Origin of the sequence: Pseudodonghicola xiamenensis DSM 18339 (assembly GCF_000429365.1) — a bacterium.
GTDB lineage: Bacteria > Pseudomonadota > Alphaproteobacteria > Rhodobacterales > Rhodobacteraceae > Pseudodonghicola > Pseudodonghicola xiamenensis.
Genome location: NZ_AUBS01000006.1, coordinates 49,427 through 65,737, shown reverse-complemented (window position 1 = coordinate 65,737; position 16,311 = coordinate 49,427). Strand labels below are relative to the sequence as shown.

At 64.8% G+C, this 16,311-nt stretch carries 13 protein-coding genes; 8 read left to right on the top strand and 5 right to left on the bottom strand.

Annotated features, from left to right (window positions below):
- Positions 1–11 precede the first annotated feature (11 nt).
- Entirely contained in the window at positions 12–1,001 is a 990-nt protein-coding gene (deoC, locus tag G455_RS0108980) for a deoxyribose-phosphate aldolase (protein ID WP_028093399.1), read from the bottom strand.
- Between the two features lie 329 nt (positions 1,002–1,330).
- Between deoC and G455_RS0108975 the strand changes: the two genes are divergently transcribed.
- The gene (locus G455_RS0108975) at positions 1,331–2,086 is read left to right on the top strand and encodes a hypothetical protein (protein ID WP_035366466.1); all 756 of its coding nucleotides are present in this window, start codon (positions 1,331–1,333) and stop codon (positions 2,084–2,086) included.
- 169 nt (positions 2,087–2,255) lie between these two features.
- On the opposite strand, the gene G455_RS0108970 is transcribed toward G455_RS0108975, so the two are convergent.
- Complete coding sequence (locus tag G455_RS0108970; protein ID WP_035366463.1) at positions 2,256–3,743, bottom strand: ABC transporter substrate-binding protein; 1,488 nt, start codon at positions 3,741–3,743, stop codon at positions 2,256–2,258.
- A 198-nt stretch (positions 3,744–3,941) separates the two neighbouring features.
- On the opposite strand from G455_RS0108970, the gene panB reads away from it, so the two are divergent.
- The 7 genes from panB (at position 3,942) to G455_RS0108935 (ending at position 12,497) form a co-directional block, all read left to right on the top strand.
- On the top strand, positions 3,942–4,775 hold the full coding sequence (gene panB / locus G455_RS0108965; protein ID WP_028093396.1) for a 3-methyl-2-oxobutanoate hydroxymethyltransferase: 834 nt from the start codon (positions 3,942–3,944) through the stop codon (positions 4,773–4,775).
- On the top strand, positions 4,772–5,623 hold the full coding sequence (panC, locus tag G455_RS0108960) for a pantoate--beta-alanine ligase (protein WP_028093395.1): 852 nt from the start codon (positions 4,772–4,774) through the stop codon (positions 5,621–5,623). Before panB ends, panC begins: the two co-directional genes overlap by 4 nt.
- Positions 5,624–5,705: 82 nt before the next feature.
- Positions 5,706–7,202, top strand: coding sequence for a glycerol kinase GlpK (glpK, locus tag G455_RS0108955; RefSeq protein ID WP_028093394.1), 1,497 nt, complete (start codon positions 5,706–5,708; stop codon positions 7,200–7,202).
- 51 nt (positions 7,203–7,253) lie between these two features.
- Entirely contained in the window at positions 7,254–9,179 is a 1,926-nt protein-coding gene (gene mutL, locus G455_RS0108950) for a DNA mismatch repair endonuclease MutL (RefSeq protein WP_028093393.1), read from the top strand.
- 78 nt (positions 9,180–9,257) lie between these two features.
- Positions 9,258–10,715, top strand: a complete 1,458-nt coding sequence (gene rmuC, locus G455_RS0108945; protein ID WP_229861712.1) for a DNA recombination protein RmuC — start codon at positions 9,258–9,260, stop codon at positions 10,713–10,715.
- A gap of 2 nt (positions 10,716–10,717) precedes the next feature.
- Positions 10,718–12,079, top strand: coding sequence for an adenylate/guanylate cyclase domain-containing protein (locus G455_RS23685; protein WP_051312307.1), 1,362 nt, complete (start codon positions 10,718–10,720; stop codon positions 12,077–12,079).
- A gap of 103 nt (positions 12,080–12,182) precedes the next feature.
- Positions 12,183–12,497: a DUF3775 domain-containing protein gene (locus G455_RS0108935; RefSeq protein WP_028093391.1), complete on the top strand. Its 315-nt coding sequence runs from the start codon at positions 12,183–12,185 to the stop codon at positions 12,495–12,497.
- Between the two features lie 215 nt (positions 12,498–12,712).
- On the opposite strand, the gene G455_RS0108930 is transcribed toward G455_RS0108935, so the two are convergent.
- The 3 genes from G455_RS0108930 to G455_RS0108920 form a co-directional block, all read right to left on the bottom strand.
- Positions 12,713–13,366, bottom strand: a complete 654-nt coding sequence (locus G455_RS0108930; protein ID WP_028093390.1) for a histidine phosphatase family protein — start codon at positions 13,364–13,366, stop codon at positions 12,713–12,715.
- Positions 13,367–13,510: 144 nt separating this feature from the next.
- A complete protein-coding gene (locus G455_RS0108925; RefSeq protein ID WP_028093389.1) occupies positions 13,511–14,212 on the bottom strand; it encodes a response regulator transcription factor in 702 nt (233 codons plus the stop codon).
- Positions 14,209–16,080 carry a hybrid sensor histidine kinase/response regulator gene (locus tag G455_RS0108920; RefSeq protein ID WP_084437038.1) on the bottom strand — a complete coding sequence of 624 codons (1,872 nt, stop codon included), beginning with the start codon at positions 16,078–16,080 and terminating at the stop codon, positions 14,209–14,211. The genes G455_RS0108925 and G455_RS0108920 overlap by 4 nt, the downstream gene beginning before the upstream one ends.
- Positions 16,081–16,311: the final 231 nt, after the last annotated feature.

The window sequence follows — 16,311 nt, the reverse complement described above, 5'->3', positions numbered from 1 at the left end:
GACTACTCCAATTACCCCACCGCATGCCGATACCCGGCGGAATAGGCGCCGGTCACATGGTGTTCCAACTGCCGTTCGATATCGCCCAGAAGCGAGGAGGCTCCGAAGCGGAACAGGTCGGGCTGCAGCCAGCGATTGCCCAGCTCCTCCTTGATCAGCGACAGATAGACCAGCGCATCCTTGGCCTTGGAAATCCCGCCGGCGGGCTTATAGCCGATGCGGATGCCGGTGCGGTCGTAATAATCGCGGATCGCCCGGATCATCACCAGCGACACCGGCAGGGTGGCGTTCACCGTCTCCTTGCCGGTCGAGGTCTTGATGAAATCCGCCCCCGCCATCATGCAGACCAAGGAGGCGCGGGCGACATTCTTCAGCGTCCCCAGTTCCCCCGTCGCCAGGATCGCCTTCACATGCGCCTCACCGCAGGCCTCGCGGAACAGCCGCATCTCGTCGTAAAGCGCCTGCCAGTTGCCTTCGAGCACGTGGCGACGCGAAATCACGATGTCGATCTCCTCGGCCCCGGCGGCGACGCTTTCACCGATCTCGGCCAGCCGCAGCGCGAAGGGCGAGAGCCCGGCGGGAAAGCCGGTGGAGACGGCGGCGACTGGGATGCCCGAGCCCCTGAGCGCGGCAACGGCGGGCGCCACCATCTCGTGATAGACGCAGACCGCGCCGGTATGGAGGCTGTCGAAGCCGAGCGCGGCCAGCAGATCGGGGCGCAGCGGCTGGCGCGCCTTGGCGCATAGCCGGCGGACCCGTTCGGCGGTGTCGTCGCCGGCGAGCGTGGTCAGGTCGATGCAGGTGATCGCCTTCAGCAGCCAGGCGGCCTGATAGTCCTTCTTGACGCTGCGCCGCGCCGGCAGGCTGGCGCAGCGGCGTTCGATGGCGGACCGGTTGGCGGTGGCGGCCCGCACCCAGCCCAGGTCCAGCGCCATGCCGGGATTGCGCGGCTCGGTCAGCTTGGGCAAGGGGGCGGTGCGGGCGATATCGGTGGTCTGCATGCGCGGGCGATCCGGTTATTCAATCGCCACCAAGCTGGCACGGGGCCGCCGGCTTGGCAAGCTGGGGTGGGGCAGGCGGAGGGTTGGGCTTGGCGGGGGATGGTTCTGAGGGGGGGGTGTCATGAGATGCTCAAGCTGCGAAAGGCCGCTTGGAGCCCACTTTCACCGATGCTGCATATTGCGCAAATGTCAGCTTTTACGCACGCGGCCAGAAACGCAAGAAACTCAGAGATGGCTTCAGCAAGTTGATAATCCTATACGCATCAAGCGGTTGATGTCTTGCGCCGAACCCGACAAACTCATTTTGTGTTGTTATAGGAGATACGATCTTGCCAACCAGCAAAGCTCTTCAGAGATTTCAGGACAGAGTCCGTGCGTTTTCCGAGGACTTGGAACTCGCTGATCTCCTAGTCAAGCAGCTTAGAAGTCTCAATGACAGCGATAAAAGTATCTGTGAGGAGCTTGCGGGTCAGCCAGATAGACACGAGCGTCTTCACGCAAGACGGAATACAGCGGCATCCAGAGGGATCATTAGTAACCACTTTCGCCGGACCATTCAGAGCGCTTTCATCAAAGACCTACACGAGGACTTTTCCGAGTATCTTGCAACGTCTCTAGGACGAGCAGCGCTCACCGAGATTGACCCGAATAGATATACCGGTGAAGTGAAAATCGACATCAAGGCGTCAGAACTACTGGCAGCAGGAAGCTGGGAATCCGTGGTTTCTTTGATTTCGTCGAAGATTTTTAGGGCCTTGGAGAACGAAAAAAGCACACGAAAGCTAATCAAGAAGATTTCAGACCGTGTTGGTCTCGAATTAGACGATGCGATTTTGGACACCGCTATGCCGTATCTCGATGCGCGGCATATTCTCGTCCACGCGGATGGCATAGCGGATGTAGAATACAAGACCGCTTATCCTGATATCGAGCTCAATGATGACAAATTATCGATCAACTTCACTTTCGTTACGCATGCGAAGGACGCCGTTCATAAACTTGCATGTCACATCGATGAACAGTTTCTCGACAAGGGATTAGTACCTCCCGCATTCATCTCGGGTCCTGCACCAGAGCCCGAGTGAATTAAGCTACCGTATGTGACATACTCGAAAACACCGAAGCGGACCTTGGCGCAACCGCAGCGAATGCACCGTTTGTCCCGCACAACAGACATTCCGGCCATACCATCGCGCCCCCTCCGAAATGCAAAAGGGCCTCCGGAGGGGCCCTTTCTCAGGATCGGACAGGGGATCACTCCGCCCAGCTCACCGCGGTCAGGTCGGTCGCCTGGGTCGGCGCGTTGGCCCAGAGGCCTTGCACCCCGGCCTTGGCCACCGTCAGCGCCGGCAGCTGGAACAGGTAGCCGTTGACGTAATCGTCGGCGATGATCTTCTGCGCCTGTTGCAGCAGCTCGGTCCGTTTCGCCGGATCGGTGGTGGCTGCCAGGGTCTTCATCAGATCCTGGAACGCCGGGTTGTCATAGCCGAAATAGTAATCCGGCCGGGCATAGATGCCGATGTCCATCGGTTCGGTATGGCTGATGATGGTCAGGCCGAAATCCTTGCCCTTGAACACGGTTTCCAGCCATTGCGCCCATTCGACGTTGACGATCTGCGCCTTGATGCCGACCGCGGCCAGCTGGGCCGCCACGATTTCGCCCCCGCGTCGGGCATAGGAGGGCGGCGGCAGGTGCAGCGTGGTCGTGAAGCCGTCGGGCAGCCCGGCCTCGGCCAGCAGCTTTTTCGACAGCGCCGGGTCAAAGGCCGATTGCGCGGTCAGATCGACATAGGCCGGGTTGTGCGGCGCGAAATGGGTGCCGATCGGCGTGCCATATCCGAACATCGCCCCGTCGATCAGCGCCTTGCGGTCGATCGCATGGGCCACCGCCTCGCGCACCAGCTTGTTGTCAAAGGGCGCGCGCTTGTTGTTCATCGCCAGGATGGTCTCGCCCTCGGTCGAGCCGACCAGAACCTGGAACCGCGGATCGGCCTCGAACATCGGCAGGTTCTCGGGCGCCGGGAACATCGAGAAGACATCGACGTCCTCGGCCATCACCGCGGCGAAGGCGGCGGTCGGGTCGGAGATGAACTTGAAGGTCACCTCGTCCAGCTTGGCGGGGGTGCCCCAATAGGCGGGGTTCTTGTCCAGCACGATCTTGTCGCCCTGCACCCATTCCTTGAACGCGAAGGCGCCGGTGCCGACCGGATGCTGCTTGATCCCCTCGATGCTCTCGGGCGCGACGATCACCGCATCGCCCCAGGCCATGTTGAACAGGAAGCTGCCGTTCGGTTCGCTCAGCGTCACCTTGACGGTCAGCGGATCGACGACGGTCACCTCGGCGATATCGGCGAACAGCGCCTTTTGCGCATTGGCGCTGTCGGCGGCCCGGGCGCGGTCGAGGCTGAATTTCACATCCTCGGCGTCCATCGTGGTGCCGTCGTGGAACTTGACCCCGTCATGCAGATGGAAGGTATAGCTCAGCCCGTCGTCCGAGATATCCCAGCTTTCGGCCAGACCCGGCACGACCGAACCGTCTCCCATGAAGCGGGTCAGCCCCTCGAAGACATTGGAATAAAGCACCGAATCGATGGCGCCGGCGGCGGCGCTGGTCGGGTCCAGATGCGGCGGTTCAAGCTGCATGGCGACGGTGATGTCCGAGGCCAGGGCCGGCGCCGCGCCTAGGGCCGCAACAAGTGTGATGGCGGAAGCCAGGCCGCGCGGGTGGCGGAAAATTCTCATTCAGACGTCTCCCTGTCAGTCTCCGGTTTCGCCCGGAAAGATGATCGGAGTGTTCCCGCAAGTGCGCCGGCAATCAAGGGGGGGGGCGGCAATGTTGGCGCAACCAGACTGGAACAACGTTGCGGAGGTTGATATCCCCGTGCAGCTATGCCGCACGGGAGGGCTTTGCCTGCGGCTTCGTCGAAAGTTGGGAGGACAATGAGCGTATCCAAACCGACCCCGGCCGTTACCGCCGGGGATATCCGCGCCCGCAAGGGCGGTGATCCGGTGGTGAGCCTGACCTGCTACACCACCCCGATGGCACGGCTGATGGATGAGCATTGCGATTTCGTCCTGGTTGGCGACAGTGTCGGTATGGTGCTGCACGGGCTGTCGTCTACGCTTGGTGTCACGATGGAAATGATGATCCTGCATGCCCAGGCGGTGGCGCGCGGGCTGAGCCATGCGCTGATGGTGGTCGACATGCCTTTCGGCAGTTACGAACAAGGCCCGCAGCAGGCCTTTGCCAATGCGGCGCGGATCATGGCGGAAACCGGGGCTGGTGCGGTCAAGTTGGAAGGCGGGCGGAGGATGGCCGAGACGATTGCCTTCCTGGTGGCGCGCGGCATTCCGGTGATGGGTCATGTGGGGCTGACGCCGCAATCGGTGAATGCGCTGGGCGGCTACAAGGTGCAGGGCCGCTCTGATCAGGCCGGGGTGGTGCGGGCCGATGCCCGTGCGGTGGCCGATGCCGGCGCCTTCGCCGTGGTGCTTGAGAAGATGCCCGCCGCCCTGGCCAACCGCATCACGGCGGAGATCGCGATTCCCACCATCGGCATCGGTGCCTCGGCCGGTTGTGACGGGCAGGTGCTGGTGGTCGATGACATGCTGGGGCTGTTCGACGTCTTCAAGCCGAAGTTCGTCAAACGCTATGCCGATCTGGCAGAGCAGGCGCGGGAGGCGATCGCCGATTATGCCGCTGAGGTGCGTGCCCGCCGGTTCCCCGGGCCTGAGCACGTCTTTGCAGAACAAACCGAAAAGGGCGCGAAATGACCGCACCGATCATCCGTAAACTGTCTGATATCCGTGCATTGACCGCCGGCTGGAAATCCACTGGCGAGCGGATCGGCGTGGTGCCGACCATGGGGGCGCTGCACGCCGGCCATATGTCGCTGGTCGAGGCCGCCAAGGCCGAGTGCGATCGGGTCATCGTCTGGATCTTCGTGAACCCCAAGCAGTTCAACAATCCCGAGGATCTGGCGAATTACCCCCGCACCGAGCGGGACGATGCGGCGAAACTGGCGCCCTATGCGGTCGATGTCGTCTATGCGCCCGATGTCGATCAGGTCTATCCCGAAGGCTTCGCCACCACGGTATCGGTCTCCGGGCTGACCGAGGTGCTCTGTGGCACGCATCGGCCCGGGCATTTCGACGGGGTCGCCACGGTGGTGTCGAAAATCTTCCTGCAGACCGGGGCGGATCGCGCCTATTTCGGGGAAAAGGACTTCCAGCAATTGCAGGTGGTCCGCCGCATGGCCCGCGATCTGGACATCCCGATCGAGGTTGTGGTCTGCCCGACGGTGCGCGAAACCTCTGGCCTGGCGCTGTCGTCGCGCAATCTGCGGCTGTCCTCGGCGGCGCATGAGGTGGCGGCGAACATTTATCCCGTGCTGCGGGATTTGGCCGAGGAACTGGAACAGGGTAGCAGGTTTCATCCGCTTGAGGCCCGCGGGCGTGCCCGTCTGGCCGAGGCCGGGATCAAGGAGGTCGAATATCTGGAATTGCGCGGCGAAACGGGGTTGGAGGCGCTGGATCATGCCTCGGTCCCGGCGCGGCTCTTCGTGGCGGCCTGGGTCGATGGCGTGCGATTGATCGACAACGTTCCGGTGCGCCCGGCGTGACGGTGCGGCGGCCCGCTTGCTGCGGGCTGGCGATCCGGGGCCGGGCTGATAGGGTGCGGCAAAGATCGCAGGAGGACCCCGCATGAGTTTCGTTCTGGCCATCGACCAGGGCACCACGTCATCCCGCGCCATCCTGTTCGATGCCGCGATGCGGGTGATCGGCGTGGCGCAGCGGGAGTTTCGCCAGATCTTCCCGCGGGGCGGCTGGGTCGAACATGATGCTGAGGAAATCTGGCAGACCACCCTGTCGGTTTGCCGGTCGGTACTGTCCAATCACGGCGTCGCGGCCGGGCAATTGGCCGGCATCGGCATCACCAACCAGCGCGAAACCACGGTGATCTGGGATCGTGCCAGTGGCAGGCCCATCCATAACGCTATCGTCTGGCAGGATCGCCGCACCGCCGCTCTCTGCGAGGCCTTGGAGGCCGAGGGGGCCGAGCCGCTGGTCGAGGCGGTAACCGGCCTGCGGCTTGATCCCTATTTCTCCGGCACCAAGGTGAAATGGCTGCTCGATACCCTGCCGGACGCGCGGGCGCGGGCCCAGCGGGGAGAATTGGCCTTCGGCACCATCGACAGTTTCCTGATCGGGCGGCTGACCGGCGGGCGGATGCATGCGACGGATGCCACCAATGCGGCGCGGACGCTGCTGTTCGATATTCATCAGGGCGTCTGGAGCGCCGAGATTTGCGCGCTGCTGGACGTGCCGATGGACATGCTGCCAGAGGTCAAGAACAGCGCTGATGAGTTCGGGCAGACCGATCCGGCGCTTCTGGGCGCGGCGGTGCCAATCCTGGGCGTGGCCGGCGATCAGCAGGCGGCGACCATCGGTCAGGCCTGTTTCGCTCCGGGCATGATGAAATCCACCTATGGCACGGGATGTTTCGCGCTGCTGAACACCGGTGACCGCCCCGTCGCCTCCGGCCACCGGATGCTGACCACAATTGCCTATCAGCTCGATGGCAAGCGGACCTATGCACTGGAAGGTTCGATCTTCATCGCCGGGGCGGCGGTGCAATGGCTGCGCGACGGGTTGGGGATCATCGACAGCGCCGCGCAATCGGGCAAGCTGGCGCAGCAGGCCGACCCGGGCCAGCAGGTGACGCTGGTGCCGGCCTTCACCGGGCTGGGCGCACCCTATTGGGCGCCTGACTGCCGTGGCGCCGTCTTCGGGCTGACGCGCAATTCCGGGCCGGCGGAATTCGCCAAGGCGACGCTCGACAGCGTGGCGTTCCAGACCCGCGATCTGTGGGAGGCGATGCGCGCCGATTGGCTGGGCGCACATGGGGCCAGCCCTGATGTGGTCCTGCGCGTCGATGGCGGGATGAGCGCCAGCGATTACACCATGCAGGGGCTGTCCGATATCCTCGGCGCGCCGGTCGATCGGCCGGTAATGCAGGAGACCACGGCGCTGGGCGCTGCCTGGCTGGCCGGGATGCGCGCGGGGCTGTATCCGGGGATGGAGGAGTTCGCGGCCGATTGGGCGCTGGACCGGCGGTTCGAACCGCAGATGGAGGCGGGCGCGCGAGAGGCGGCCTATGCCCGCTGGAAACGCGCGGTGGCGGCGGCGATGACGGTCTGACTCTGCGCTTGTCGCTGGAAGAATCGCCCCGACAGGTCTAGATCTGGGGGCATGTCCAGCACAGACCCCCATATCAGCGAAGCGCGCCGCCCCGTCATCCGCCAACTGGATGATGCGGCGATCAACCGGATTGCCGCCGGTGAGGTGGTTGAACGACCCGCCTCTGCCGTCAAGGAGCTGGTGGAGAACGCCATCGACGCCGGCGCCACCCGGATCGGGATCGAGATCGCGGACGGTGGCAAGACGCTGATCCGGGTCACCGACAACGGTTGCGGTATCGCGCCGGATGAGCTGCCTCTGGCGATGTCGCGACATGCGACCTCGAAGATCGACGGGTCGGATCTGCTGAACATCCACACCTTCGGCTTCCGGGGCGAGGCGCTGCCCTCGCTCGGTGCGGTGGGGCGGCTGACCATCACCAGCCGGACCGAGGGGGCGGAGGCCGCCAGCATCCGCGTCGCCGGTGGCAAGATGGAGCCGGTGAAGCCCGCCGCGCTGCGCGCCGGCACGGTGGTCGAACTGCGCGATCTCTTCTTCGCCACCCCGGCACGGCTGAAGTTCATGCGTTCGGATCGTGCCGAATCGCAGGCGATCACTGATATCGTCAAGCGGTTGGCGATGGCGGAACCCTCTGTCGGCTTCACGCTGCGCGATGTCTCCGGCGGTGGTGAGGGGCGGGTGACCTTCCGGGCCGATGCGGAAACCGGCGATCTCTTCGATGCACTGGGGGCCCGGCTGGGGCAGGTGATGGGGCGGGAGTTTGTCGAAAACGCCCTGCCGATCGACGCCACGCGCGAGGGGATTCGCCTGTTCGGCTATGCCGCCCTGCCGACCTATTCGCGTGGCGCGGCGGTGGCGCAGTACCTGTTCGTCAACGCCCGGCCAGTGCGCGACAAGATGCTGACCGGCGCGCTCAGGGCGGCCTATTTCGATTTCCTCAGCCGTGACCGGCATCCGGCGGCGGCGCTCTTCATCGACTGCGATCCCATGCTGGTCGACGTCAACGTCCACCCGGCCAAGTCCGAGGTGCGGTTTCGCGATCCCGGCGTACCGCGCGGGCTGATCGTCTCTGCCCTGCGTCATGCGCTGGCTGAGGCGGGGCATCGTGCCTCTTCCACCGTCGCCTCCGCGACGCTGGGGGCGATGCGGCCCGAACCCATGGGCGATGCGCCGCGCGTCTATCAGATGGACCGCCCCTCTCTCGGCGCGCGAATCGCGGCCTATCGGGCGCAAAGCCCCGAAGGCATGGTGCCGGCACCGGCCTATGGCACGCCTGCGCCCGGCTATGAGCCGCCGGCACGGGCGGAGCCCGGTTTCGCCGAATTCTCCACCGCTTATAGCGGCCGGGTGATCGAGGAGCCGGTGGAACAATCGCCCGATCAGGTGCCGCTGGAATCCCTCCCCCTCGGCGCCGCGCGCGGCCAGGTGCACGAGAATTACATCATCGCCCAGACCGAGCGCGGCATGGTGATCGTCGATCAGCACGCGGCGCATGAACGGCTGGTCTATGAGAAGCTGAAAAAGCAGATGGCGGAAAACGGCGTCGCCGCCCAGGCACTGCTGATCCCCGAGATCGTCGAACTTTCCGCCGGTGATTGTGCCCGGCTGCTGGAGGTGGCAACGGAACTGGAACGTTTCGGCCTCGGCATCGAGGCTTTCGGCGGCTCCGCCGTGGCGGTGCGGGAAACCCCGGCGATCCTGGGCGAAGTGAATGCCGAGGCGATGCTGCGCGATATTCTCGATGAGCTGGACGATGACGGCGAAAGCAATCTGGTGCAGGCCAAGATCGAGGCGATCCTGTCCCGCGTTGCTTGCCATGGCTCGATCCGCTCGGGCCGCCGGATGCGGGCGGAAGAGATGAACGCCCTTCTGCGCGAGATGGAGGCGACGCCGCATTCCGGCCAGTGCAACCATGGCCGGCCCACTTACGTCGAACTCAAGCTGTCGGATATCGAGCGGCTGTTCGGGCGCACCTGATCGGCGCCAAGCTTGCTTTTTCCGCTGCGGTAGTTCAACTGGGAGGCGATAGAACCAAACGGGAACGAGGCGGCGCGCATGACGATGGATGAACTCTTGGCTACTCTGCGGGCGCTGCCGTCGGAACAGGTGCTGGGTTGGGCCGCCGCCGCCCTGGCGCTGCTGGCGATCCTGCTGCTGACGCGCCTTGCCGCCCTGCGCCGGCTGCGGGCGGAGCTAGAGGCAGTGGGGGCAGAGCTGGAGCAGGCCGCGGCAGAAGGCCAGGCCCTGCGCGAGGCGTTGGCGGAACAGCGGGCGCAAGCCGGGCGCATCCCGGAACTGATGCAGTCGATCGAGACCATGCAGGTGCTGCATCGCGACGAGCAGGACCGCCGCATCAGCGCCGAGACCGAATTGAAGACGCTGAAGACCGAACATGCCGCCCGGCTGGAAGAGCTGCGCGGTATGAAGAAGGAGATGGAGGATCGGTTTTCCTCCCTGGCCGCCGGCGTGCTGCGGCAGAATTCGGAATCCTTCCTGAAACTCGCCTCCGAACGCTTCAAGTCGCATGAGGTGACGGCGACCGAGGATCTGGAGAAGCGCAAGCTTGCCATCGAAAATCTGGTCAAGCCGCTGAACGAAAGGCTGACCGTTTTCGACAGCCGGATTCAAGAGATCGAAAAGGCCCGGAACGAAGCCTATGGCGCCATCCAGCAGCAGGTGCGCCTGTTGGCCGAGGGGCAGAGCACGCTGGGAACCGAGACCCGCAAGCTGGTGCAGGCGCTGCGCGCACCCAAGACCCGCGGTCGCTGGGGCGAGATGCAGCTGAGGCAGGTGTTCGACATGGCCGGCATGGCCGAGCACGTCGATTACACGCTGGAGCACCATATGCAGACCGATGCCGGCGCCCGCCGCCCCGATGCCATCGTCAACATCCCCGGCGGCAAGAGCATCGTGGTCGACGCCAAGACCCCGCTCGAGGCCTATCTCGACGCGCTGGAAAGCGAGACGCCGGAGCTGCAGCAAAGCAACCTGAGCCGCCATGCCCGGCATGTGCGCGATCATGTGAAGCTGTTGTCGTCGAAGGCCTATCAGGACCAGATCCCGACGACGCCCGATTTCGTGGTGATGTTCATCCCCGGCGAAACCTTCGTCTCGGCGGCGGTGGAGGCCGATCCCGAGCTGATCGAATACGCCTTTGAACGCAAGGTGCTGATCGCCACGCCGACCACGCTGATGGCGCTGGTCAAGGCCATTGCCTATGGCTGGCAGCAGGAGAAGATGGCCGAGAATGCACTTGAGGTGCAGAAGGTCGCGAAAGAGCTTTATGACCGGCTGAATGTCTTCGGCGGCCATCTCGACAAGGTCGGCAAGGCGTTGAGCAGTTCGGTGAATTCCTACAATCGCGCGGTGGGGTCCATGGAAAGCCGGGTGCTGCCCTCGGCTCGCAAGTTCGAGGCGATGGGCGTGGTGACTCAGGGCTCCGAGATCGAGACGCCGGCACTGGTCGACACCGAGGCGCGGGCGCTGACCAATCTTGCCGGCGACGGCGATTGATCATGCCGCGGGCGCCGCTGCGGGTGGATACCGTCCGGCTGTTTCATCAGGCCGAACTGCGGGCCGAGGCCCTGGTGGGCCTGTTGCGGATGCTGGCGGCGGTGGCGCTGGGGGTGTCCTTTACACTGGTGACCCGCCACGAGACCAAGCCGGAAGAGATCGAGTTTCTGGCCCGTCAGCGGCTCTATGCGCTGACGATGATGGCGGGCTATTTCAGCCTGGGCGCCTTTTCGCTGCTGGGATACCGTCGCGGCTGGCTCAGGATCTGGATGATCTGGCCGGCGGCGGCGGCGGATTGTCTCTATTTCCTCTATGGTGTCTGGACCAGCATGATCAGCACCGGGCTGCCGGGCAGCCATGCCTTCGTCTTTCCGGCGGTGTGGTTGGCGCCGGTGGTGCTGGCCTATGGGGTGCTCAGGTTCAACCCCGGCATTCAGGCCTTTATTGCCAGCCTGACGGTGGGCGGGCTGGTCTGGCTGGTCAGTCTGCCGGCGGGCGATGGGTTTACATCGGGCAATGGGATGGCTGCGCCGTTTCTCTCCTTTGCGCCGAATGTGATGCGGGTGGCGATGCTGGCGCTGGCGGGCGCCGTTCTGGTGATCGCGGCGGTGCGTACCCGCAAGCTGCTGCTGCGCTCGATCACCGAGGCGCAGAAGGCCTTGAACCTGACCCGCTATCTGCCAGCCCAGCTTGCGCCGCGGCTGGCTGCCGGAGGTCTTGAGGAACTGCGTCGGGGCCGGTGGCACCAGGCCGGGATTCTGTTCATCGACCTGCGGGGCTTTACCGCGCTGAGTCAGGGCATGTCGGCCGAGGAATTATCTGAGTTCTCGACCGAGTACCGCCAACGGGTGACGGTGGCGGCGGTGCGGGGAAACGGGCTGATCGACAAGTTCATGGGCGATGCGGCGATGATCGTTTTCGAGGATGATCTGGCACCGAGGCGGGCGGCTGCGGCCTGTGTCGACTGCACCTTCGCCCTGCAACGCGAGATCGCCGATTGGTCGGCGCAGCGCCAGGCGCGGGGGCTGCCACCGGTGCGGGCCGGGGTCGGCGCGCATTGGGGCGCGGTGTTCAGCGGTGTGGTGGGGCCGGGCGAGCGGCTGGAGTATTCCGTCTTCGGCGATACCGTGAATGCTGCCGCGCGGCTCGAGGAAGAGACGAAGCGGCTGAATGTGTCCATTCTGGTTTCCTGCGACATACTGAAGATGGCGGGCCGTGATCCTGACGCCGCCCCCTGGGACGTGGCGGCGGAAACCGAGCTGCGTGGCCGGGACGGCGCCCTGGCCTTGCGGGGCTGGCGCGGGGATCGGGGCGGGCCGGAAACTGGCGCGGCGCCGGAACCCGGGGCTGGCGCGGCGGGGTAAATCCGGCTAAGCCGCAGAATAGGCGCATATGGCGCAGGATCGGGAAAGACCGGGAGGCTGGCCACAGGCCCTTTCCCGGAGGCCACGAGAAGGAGAGTGACGGATGGAGATTTCCCCGCGCAAGGTGGCGCAGGTGGCGATGATGGCGCGCGAGCTGGAGCGTGCCGAACCTGAGCTGCGCGCCTTTGTCGACCGGATGAGCGAGGATGAGCAGGCCGAGCTGGTGGCGATCATGTGGATCGGTCGCGAAAGCTTTGATGCCGACGATCTGGAGGAGGCGATCGCGACCGCCAAGGCCGAGGCGTCGATCCCCTGTGCCGATTACCTGATCGGTACGCCGCATGTTGCGGATCATCTTGAAAACGGTCTCGACGCCCTGGGCATCTCTGCCGAGGATGAGGAAAACGACCTGATGTGAGGCCTTGCCGGAAAACCGCAGGTTTTCCGGACAATTCAGCTGCGCCCTGTGGGCACGCCACCTGTGGCGGGCTGGGGGGCAGGAAGAAGCTTCGGCTCGGCCCTCAGTTGCGGGGGCAGGCGCCTATTGATTTCGGGCCAGCCGGCTGGCGATCTTTGGGCATCGGGCCGGCTGCGGCGCTGCCGGGCGCACAGAGGCAATGCGGCATCGCTGGCTTACATATGCGTTTGCGCGAACTGCCTTTCCGGCCGGTCCAGATGCGGCACCGCGTTGAACAGTACCGGGCTCAGCCGGTTGCCGATCGGGAACAGGCGGTGCATCGAGGTGTTCATGATCGCCAGCGCCATCTGCGACATGGCCGGGATATCGAGTCCGAGATGCTGGCGCATGACCATCGAGATCAGCCCGCCCGATGTCACCACCAGCGCCGGGCCGGACCCGGCGGCGATGTCGGAAATCGCCTCGCGAACGCGGGTTTCGAATTCGACGAAGGTTTCCGGCGCATTGTCCAGCTCATCGCGCTGCCAGGCGCCGAAGACCTTCGGCATGTGTTCGGCGATCGTGCCGCGTTCGGTCGGGATCGGGATGCCGTGCTGTTCTTCCATGAGCTTGGACAGGGTGAAATATTCCAGCTCGTTCAGGCGCGGATCGACGATCATCTCTTCGCCCAGCCCCATGGAGCGCGCGGTTTCCAGGTGCCGGGTGAGCGACCCGCAATAGACCCGCCCCTGGACCGTGCCGGAGCTGCGCAGATGGTCCCCCAGCCATGTTGCTTGTTGGTGCCCGAGCGGGCTGAGCTTGTCGTATTCGGCTTCGTCACGGGCATCGGTATTGGCCTGGCCATGACGGATCAGGGTAATGTTGGACATCGCGGCGCTCCTGCTTTGGGCCCGTCTTATGCGAGGCTTGCCGAGGGGAAAAGGGTGGAGGTAGGGCTTTGGGAATTTCCCGCGCGGCGGGGCTGTGATTTCGCTGAAAATGCGCCCGCCGACGGTGGGGGGACGGCCTGCCACTCAGCTCCAGCGCACGTCCCCCAGAAAGATATAGCCGGCGCCATAGATCGTCTTGATCAGGCGGGGGTTTTTCGGATCCTCGCGCAGTTTGGTTCTGAGCCGCGAAATGCGTACATCCATCGCCCGGTCGAAGCTTTCGCCTGCCGCGCCTCCCAGCAGGTCCTGCATCTGCGTCCGGCTGATCAGCCGTTTCGGACTATCAAGGAACAGCCGCAACACCTCGCCTTCGGCATGGGAAAACGGCGTTTCGGTGCCGGTTTCGTCTTCCAGTGCATAGCGATCGAAATGCGCTGTCCAGCCGTTGAAATGCGCGGTCTGGCCGGATTGCGCCGGCGCCTTGCCGCCGCGCAGCCGGGCACGGATGCGGGCGACCACCTCGGCCGGGTCGAAGGGTTTGGTGATGTAATCGTCGGCGCCCAGCTCCAGCCCGGTGACCCGATCCTGCACCTGCGCCCGGCCCGAGATGATGATCACCTTGGCGCCCTGTTCCAGCGCCAGCCGATGCACCAGCGCCAGCCCGTCGGTATCGGGCAGCGACAGATCCACCAGGCAGACATCCGGCGTCACCCGTTTCAACGCGGCCTCGAACTCCCGGGCGCGGCCGAAGCATTGGGTGCGAAACCCGGCATCTTCCAGCGCTTCGGTCAGAATGCCGCGAATCGCCGGTTCGTCGTCGAGAATGGTGACCAGTGGGGCGCTCATGCGTCTGTCTCCCGGGCGATCAGCGCGGCAAGCTGGCGGCGCGAGAAGGGTTTGCGCAAGACTGGTGCTCGGGCCAGGGCGCTGATGTGAAGCGGATCGGAGCGGGGCAGAGATGTCATCAGAACGCAGGATAGTCCGCAGTCGGCGATCCGGTCCAGCAGATCGAGCCCGGTGGCCGCCCCGGCCAGCCGGATATCGGAAAGCACCAGCCGGACGTCCTCGAGATCGTTCAGCAGGGCAACCGCCTCGTCGACCGAGGCCGCCTCGATCACCGCATGGCCGAGTTCGACCAGCATGTCGCGGATCGTCTCGCGCAGATCGGAGCTGTCCTCGACCAGCAGCGTCAGCCCGCCCGCCGGCAGCGGCGCGGCGCGATAGGGCAGGCGCAGGGTGACGCAGGCGCCGGTGGCTGTATTGCTGAGCCTGAGATCGCCGCCGGTGAGTTTCACCATGTCATAGACCATCGGCAGACCGAGGCCGGAGCCGTGCTCTCCCTTGGTGGTGAAAAAGGGATCGAGAGCCTGTTCCAATGCCTCTGGGGTAAACCCGGGACCGGTGTCGCTGACGGCGATCTCGATCCAGATGCCGCCGACCGGATGGGCGCTGACGGTGATCAGGCCAGAGCTTCCGCAGGCGTCGCGGGCATTGAGCACGAGGTTCAGCAACGCATCTTGCAACATGCCCGGGTCGAGCAGCAGCGGCGCGTCGGGGGCGTGATCCAGCACGCTGAGCCCGACGCCTTGCGGCAGGCTGGGGGTGGCGAGGATATGCAGGTCGCGCAGCAGGACATGCAGGTCGGTGGCCTGGGGCATCAACTGTCGCTTGCCGGTCATGTCGGCGATCCGGTCCAGCAGCCGACCGCCGCGCCGGGCGGTGGACTGGGTGGCCGCGATCAGTTCGCGCGCCTCGTCCGGGAGTTCCATCTTCGCCAGCTTCCCCTGCATTCCGAGGATGATGGTCAGAAGGTTGGAAAAATCATGCGCCAGTCCGCTGGTCATCTGGGCCGCCAATTGCCGGCGGCGGGTTTGCTGCAGGGCGACGCGGGCCTGGGTTTCCCCGGTCACATCCATCGACAGCAGATAGACGCCGCCCTGGCCGTCCGGTGTCATCGCCACGCGGATACGGCGGGAATCGTGATCTTCGGTGAATTCGAACACGGGGCAGGCGCCGTCATAGGCCGCCTTGAGATAGGGGCCCACCCGGGCAAAGCTGCTGGGCCCAAGAACCTCGGACATATGCATCCCGAGGATCTCGGACGGCCGTCCCGGCAGCACGGTGTTCAACTTTCGGTTGGAATAGAGATAGCGCGCCTCGGCATCGACATGGGCGATATGGGCCGGCATCATCTCAGCCGTCATGCGGGTGCGGGCCTCGATCACGGTCAACTGCCGCTTGGCCTCCTCCAGCGCGGTGATGGTGGCGGCGAGTTCGCGGTTGGCGGCGGATAGCTCCTCGGCATGGGTAAGCACCTGGTCGGAGAGTTCTTCCGAGCGGGTGCGCAGCAATTCCTCGGCCCGTTTGGCGCGGCTGATGTCGGTATAGACAGTGACCCAGCCGCCCTGAGGCAGTGGCGAACCCTCGACCGAGATGGTGCGCCCGTTGGCACGGGTGCGTTCCATGTAATGTGGCTCGAAGGCGCGGGCCTGTTCGACCTTCTGGACGACGAAGGCCTCGATATCGCCGACCGGGCCATATTCCCCGGTTTCGGCCAGATAGCGGATGGTTTCGTCGAACCGGGCGCCGGGGGTGGCGAGCCGCGGGGGCAGGTCGAACATTTCCTGAAACCGGCTGTTGGAGACCGCAAGCCGCAGGTCGCTGTCGTAGATCGACAGGGCCTGAGCGATCAGATTCAGCCCGGCTTCGGTCATCTTGCGGAGCTGCTGGTCGTTTTCCTCCACCCGGATCTCCTCGTTCCTCCGGCCTCATGGCTAGCACCGTGTCGCGGTTTCGCAAAGGGGGCTGCTTCGGCCCCTCAGCCTGGCGCGCGCCACGCCCTCTTCGGGGTGGGGCTGTAACAATTCGTAAGGATTGGGAAATGATCACGTAAAGGTTGCCCGTCTGTATGGCGATTGTCCTAATCGGACCAGACCGTTGGGAGG

Excerpts from the sequence above, each read along its gene's own strand:
- deoC (WP_028093399.1), bottom strand. The coding sequence starts at position 1,001 with ATGCAGACCACCGATATCGCCCGCACCGCCCCCTTGCCCAAGCTGACC.
- G455_RS0108970 (WP_035366463.1), bottom strand. The coding sequence starts at position 3,743 with ATGAGAATTTTCCGCCACCCGCGCGGCCTGGCTTCCGCCATCACACTT.
- panB (WP_028093396.1), top strand. The coding sequence starts at position 3,942 with ATGAGCGTATCCAAACCGACCCCGGCCGTTACCGCCGGGGATATCCGC.
- panC (WP_028093395.1), top strand. The coding sequence starts at position 4,772 with ATGACCGCACCGATCATCCGTAAACTGTCTGATATCCGTGCATTGACC.
- glpK (WP_028093394.1), top strand. The coding sequence starts at position 5,706 with ATGAGTTTCGTTCTGGCCATCGACCAGGGCACCACGTCATCCCGCGCC.
- mutL (WP_028093393.1), top strand. The coding sequence starts at position 7,254 with ATGTCCAGCACAGACCCCCATATCAGCGAAGCGCGCCGCCCCGTCATC.
- rmuC (WP_229861712.1), top strand. The coding sequence starts at position 9,258 with ATGACGATGGATGAACTCTTGGCTACTCTGCGGGCGCTGCCGTCGGAA.
- G455_RS23685 (WP_051312307.1), top strand. The coding sequence starts at position 10,718 with ATGCCGCGGGCGCCGCTGCGGGTGGATACCGTCCGGCTGTTTCATCAG.
- G455_RS0108935 (WP_028093391.1), top strand. The coding sequence starts at position 12,183 with ATGGAGATTTCCCCGCGCAAGGTGGCGCAGGTGGCGATGATGGCGCGC.
- G455_RS0108930 (WP_028093390.1), bottom strand. The coding sequence starts at position 13,366 with ATGTCCAACATTACCCTGATCCGTCATGGCCAGGCCAATACCGATGCC.
- G455_RS0108925 (WP_028093389.1), bottom strand. The coding sequence starts at position 14,212 with ATGAGCGCCCCACTGGTCACCATTCTCGACGACGAACCGGCGATTCGC.
- G455_RS0108920 (WP_084437038.1), bottom strand. The coding sequence starts at position 16,080 with ATGACCGAAGCCGGGCTGAATCTGATCGCTCAGGCCCTGTCGATCTAC.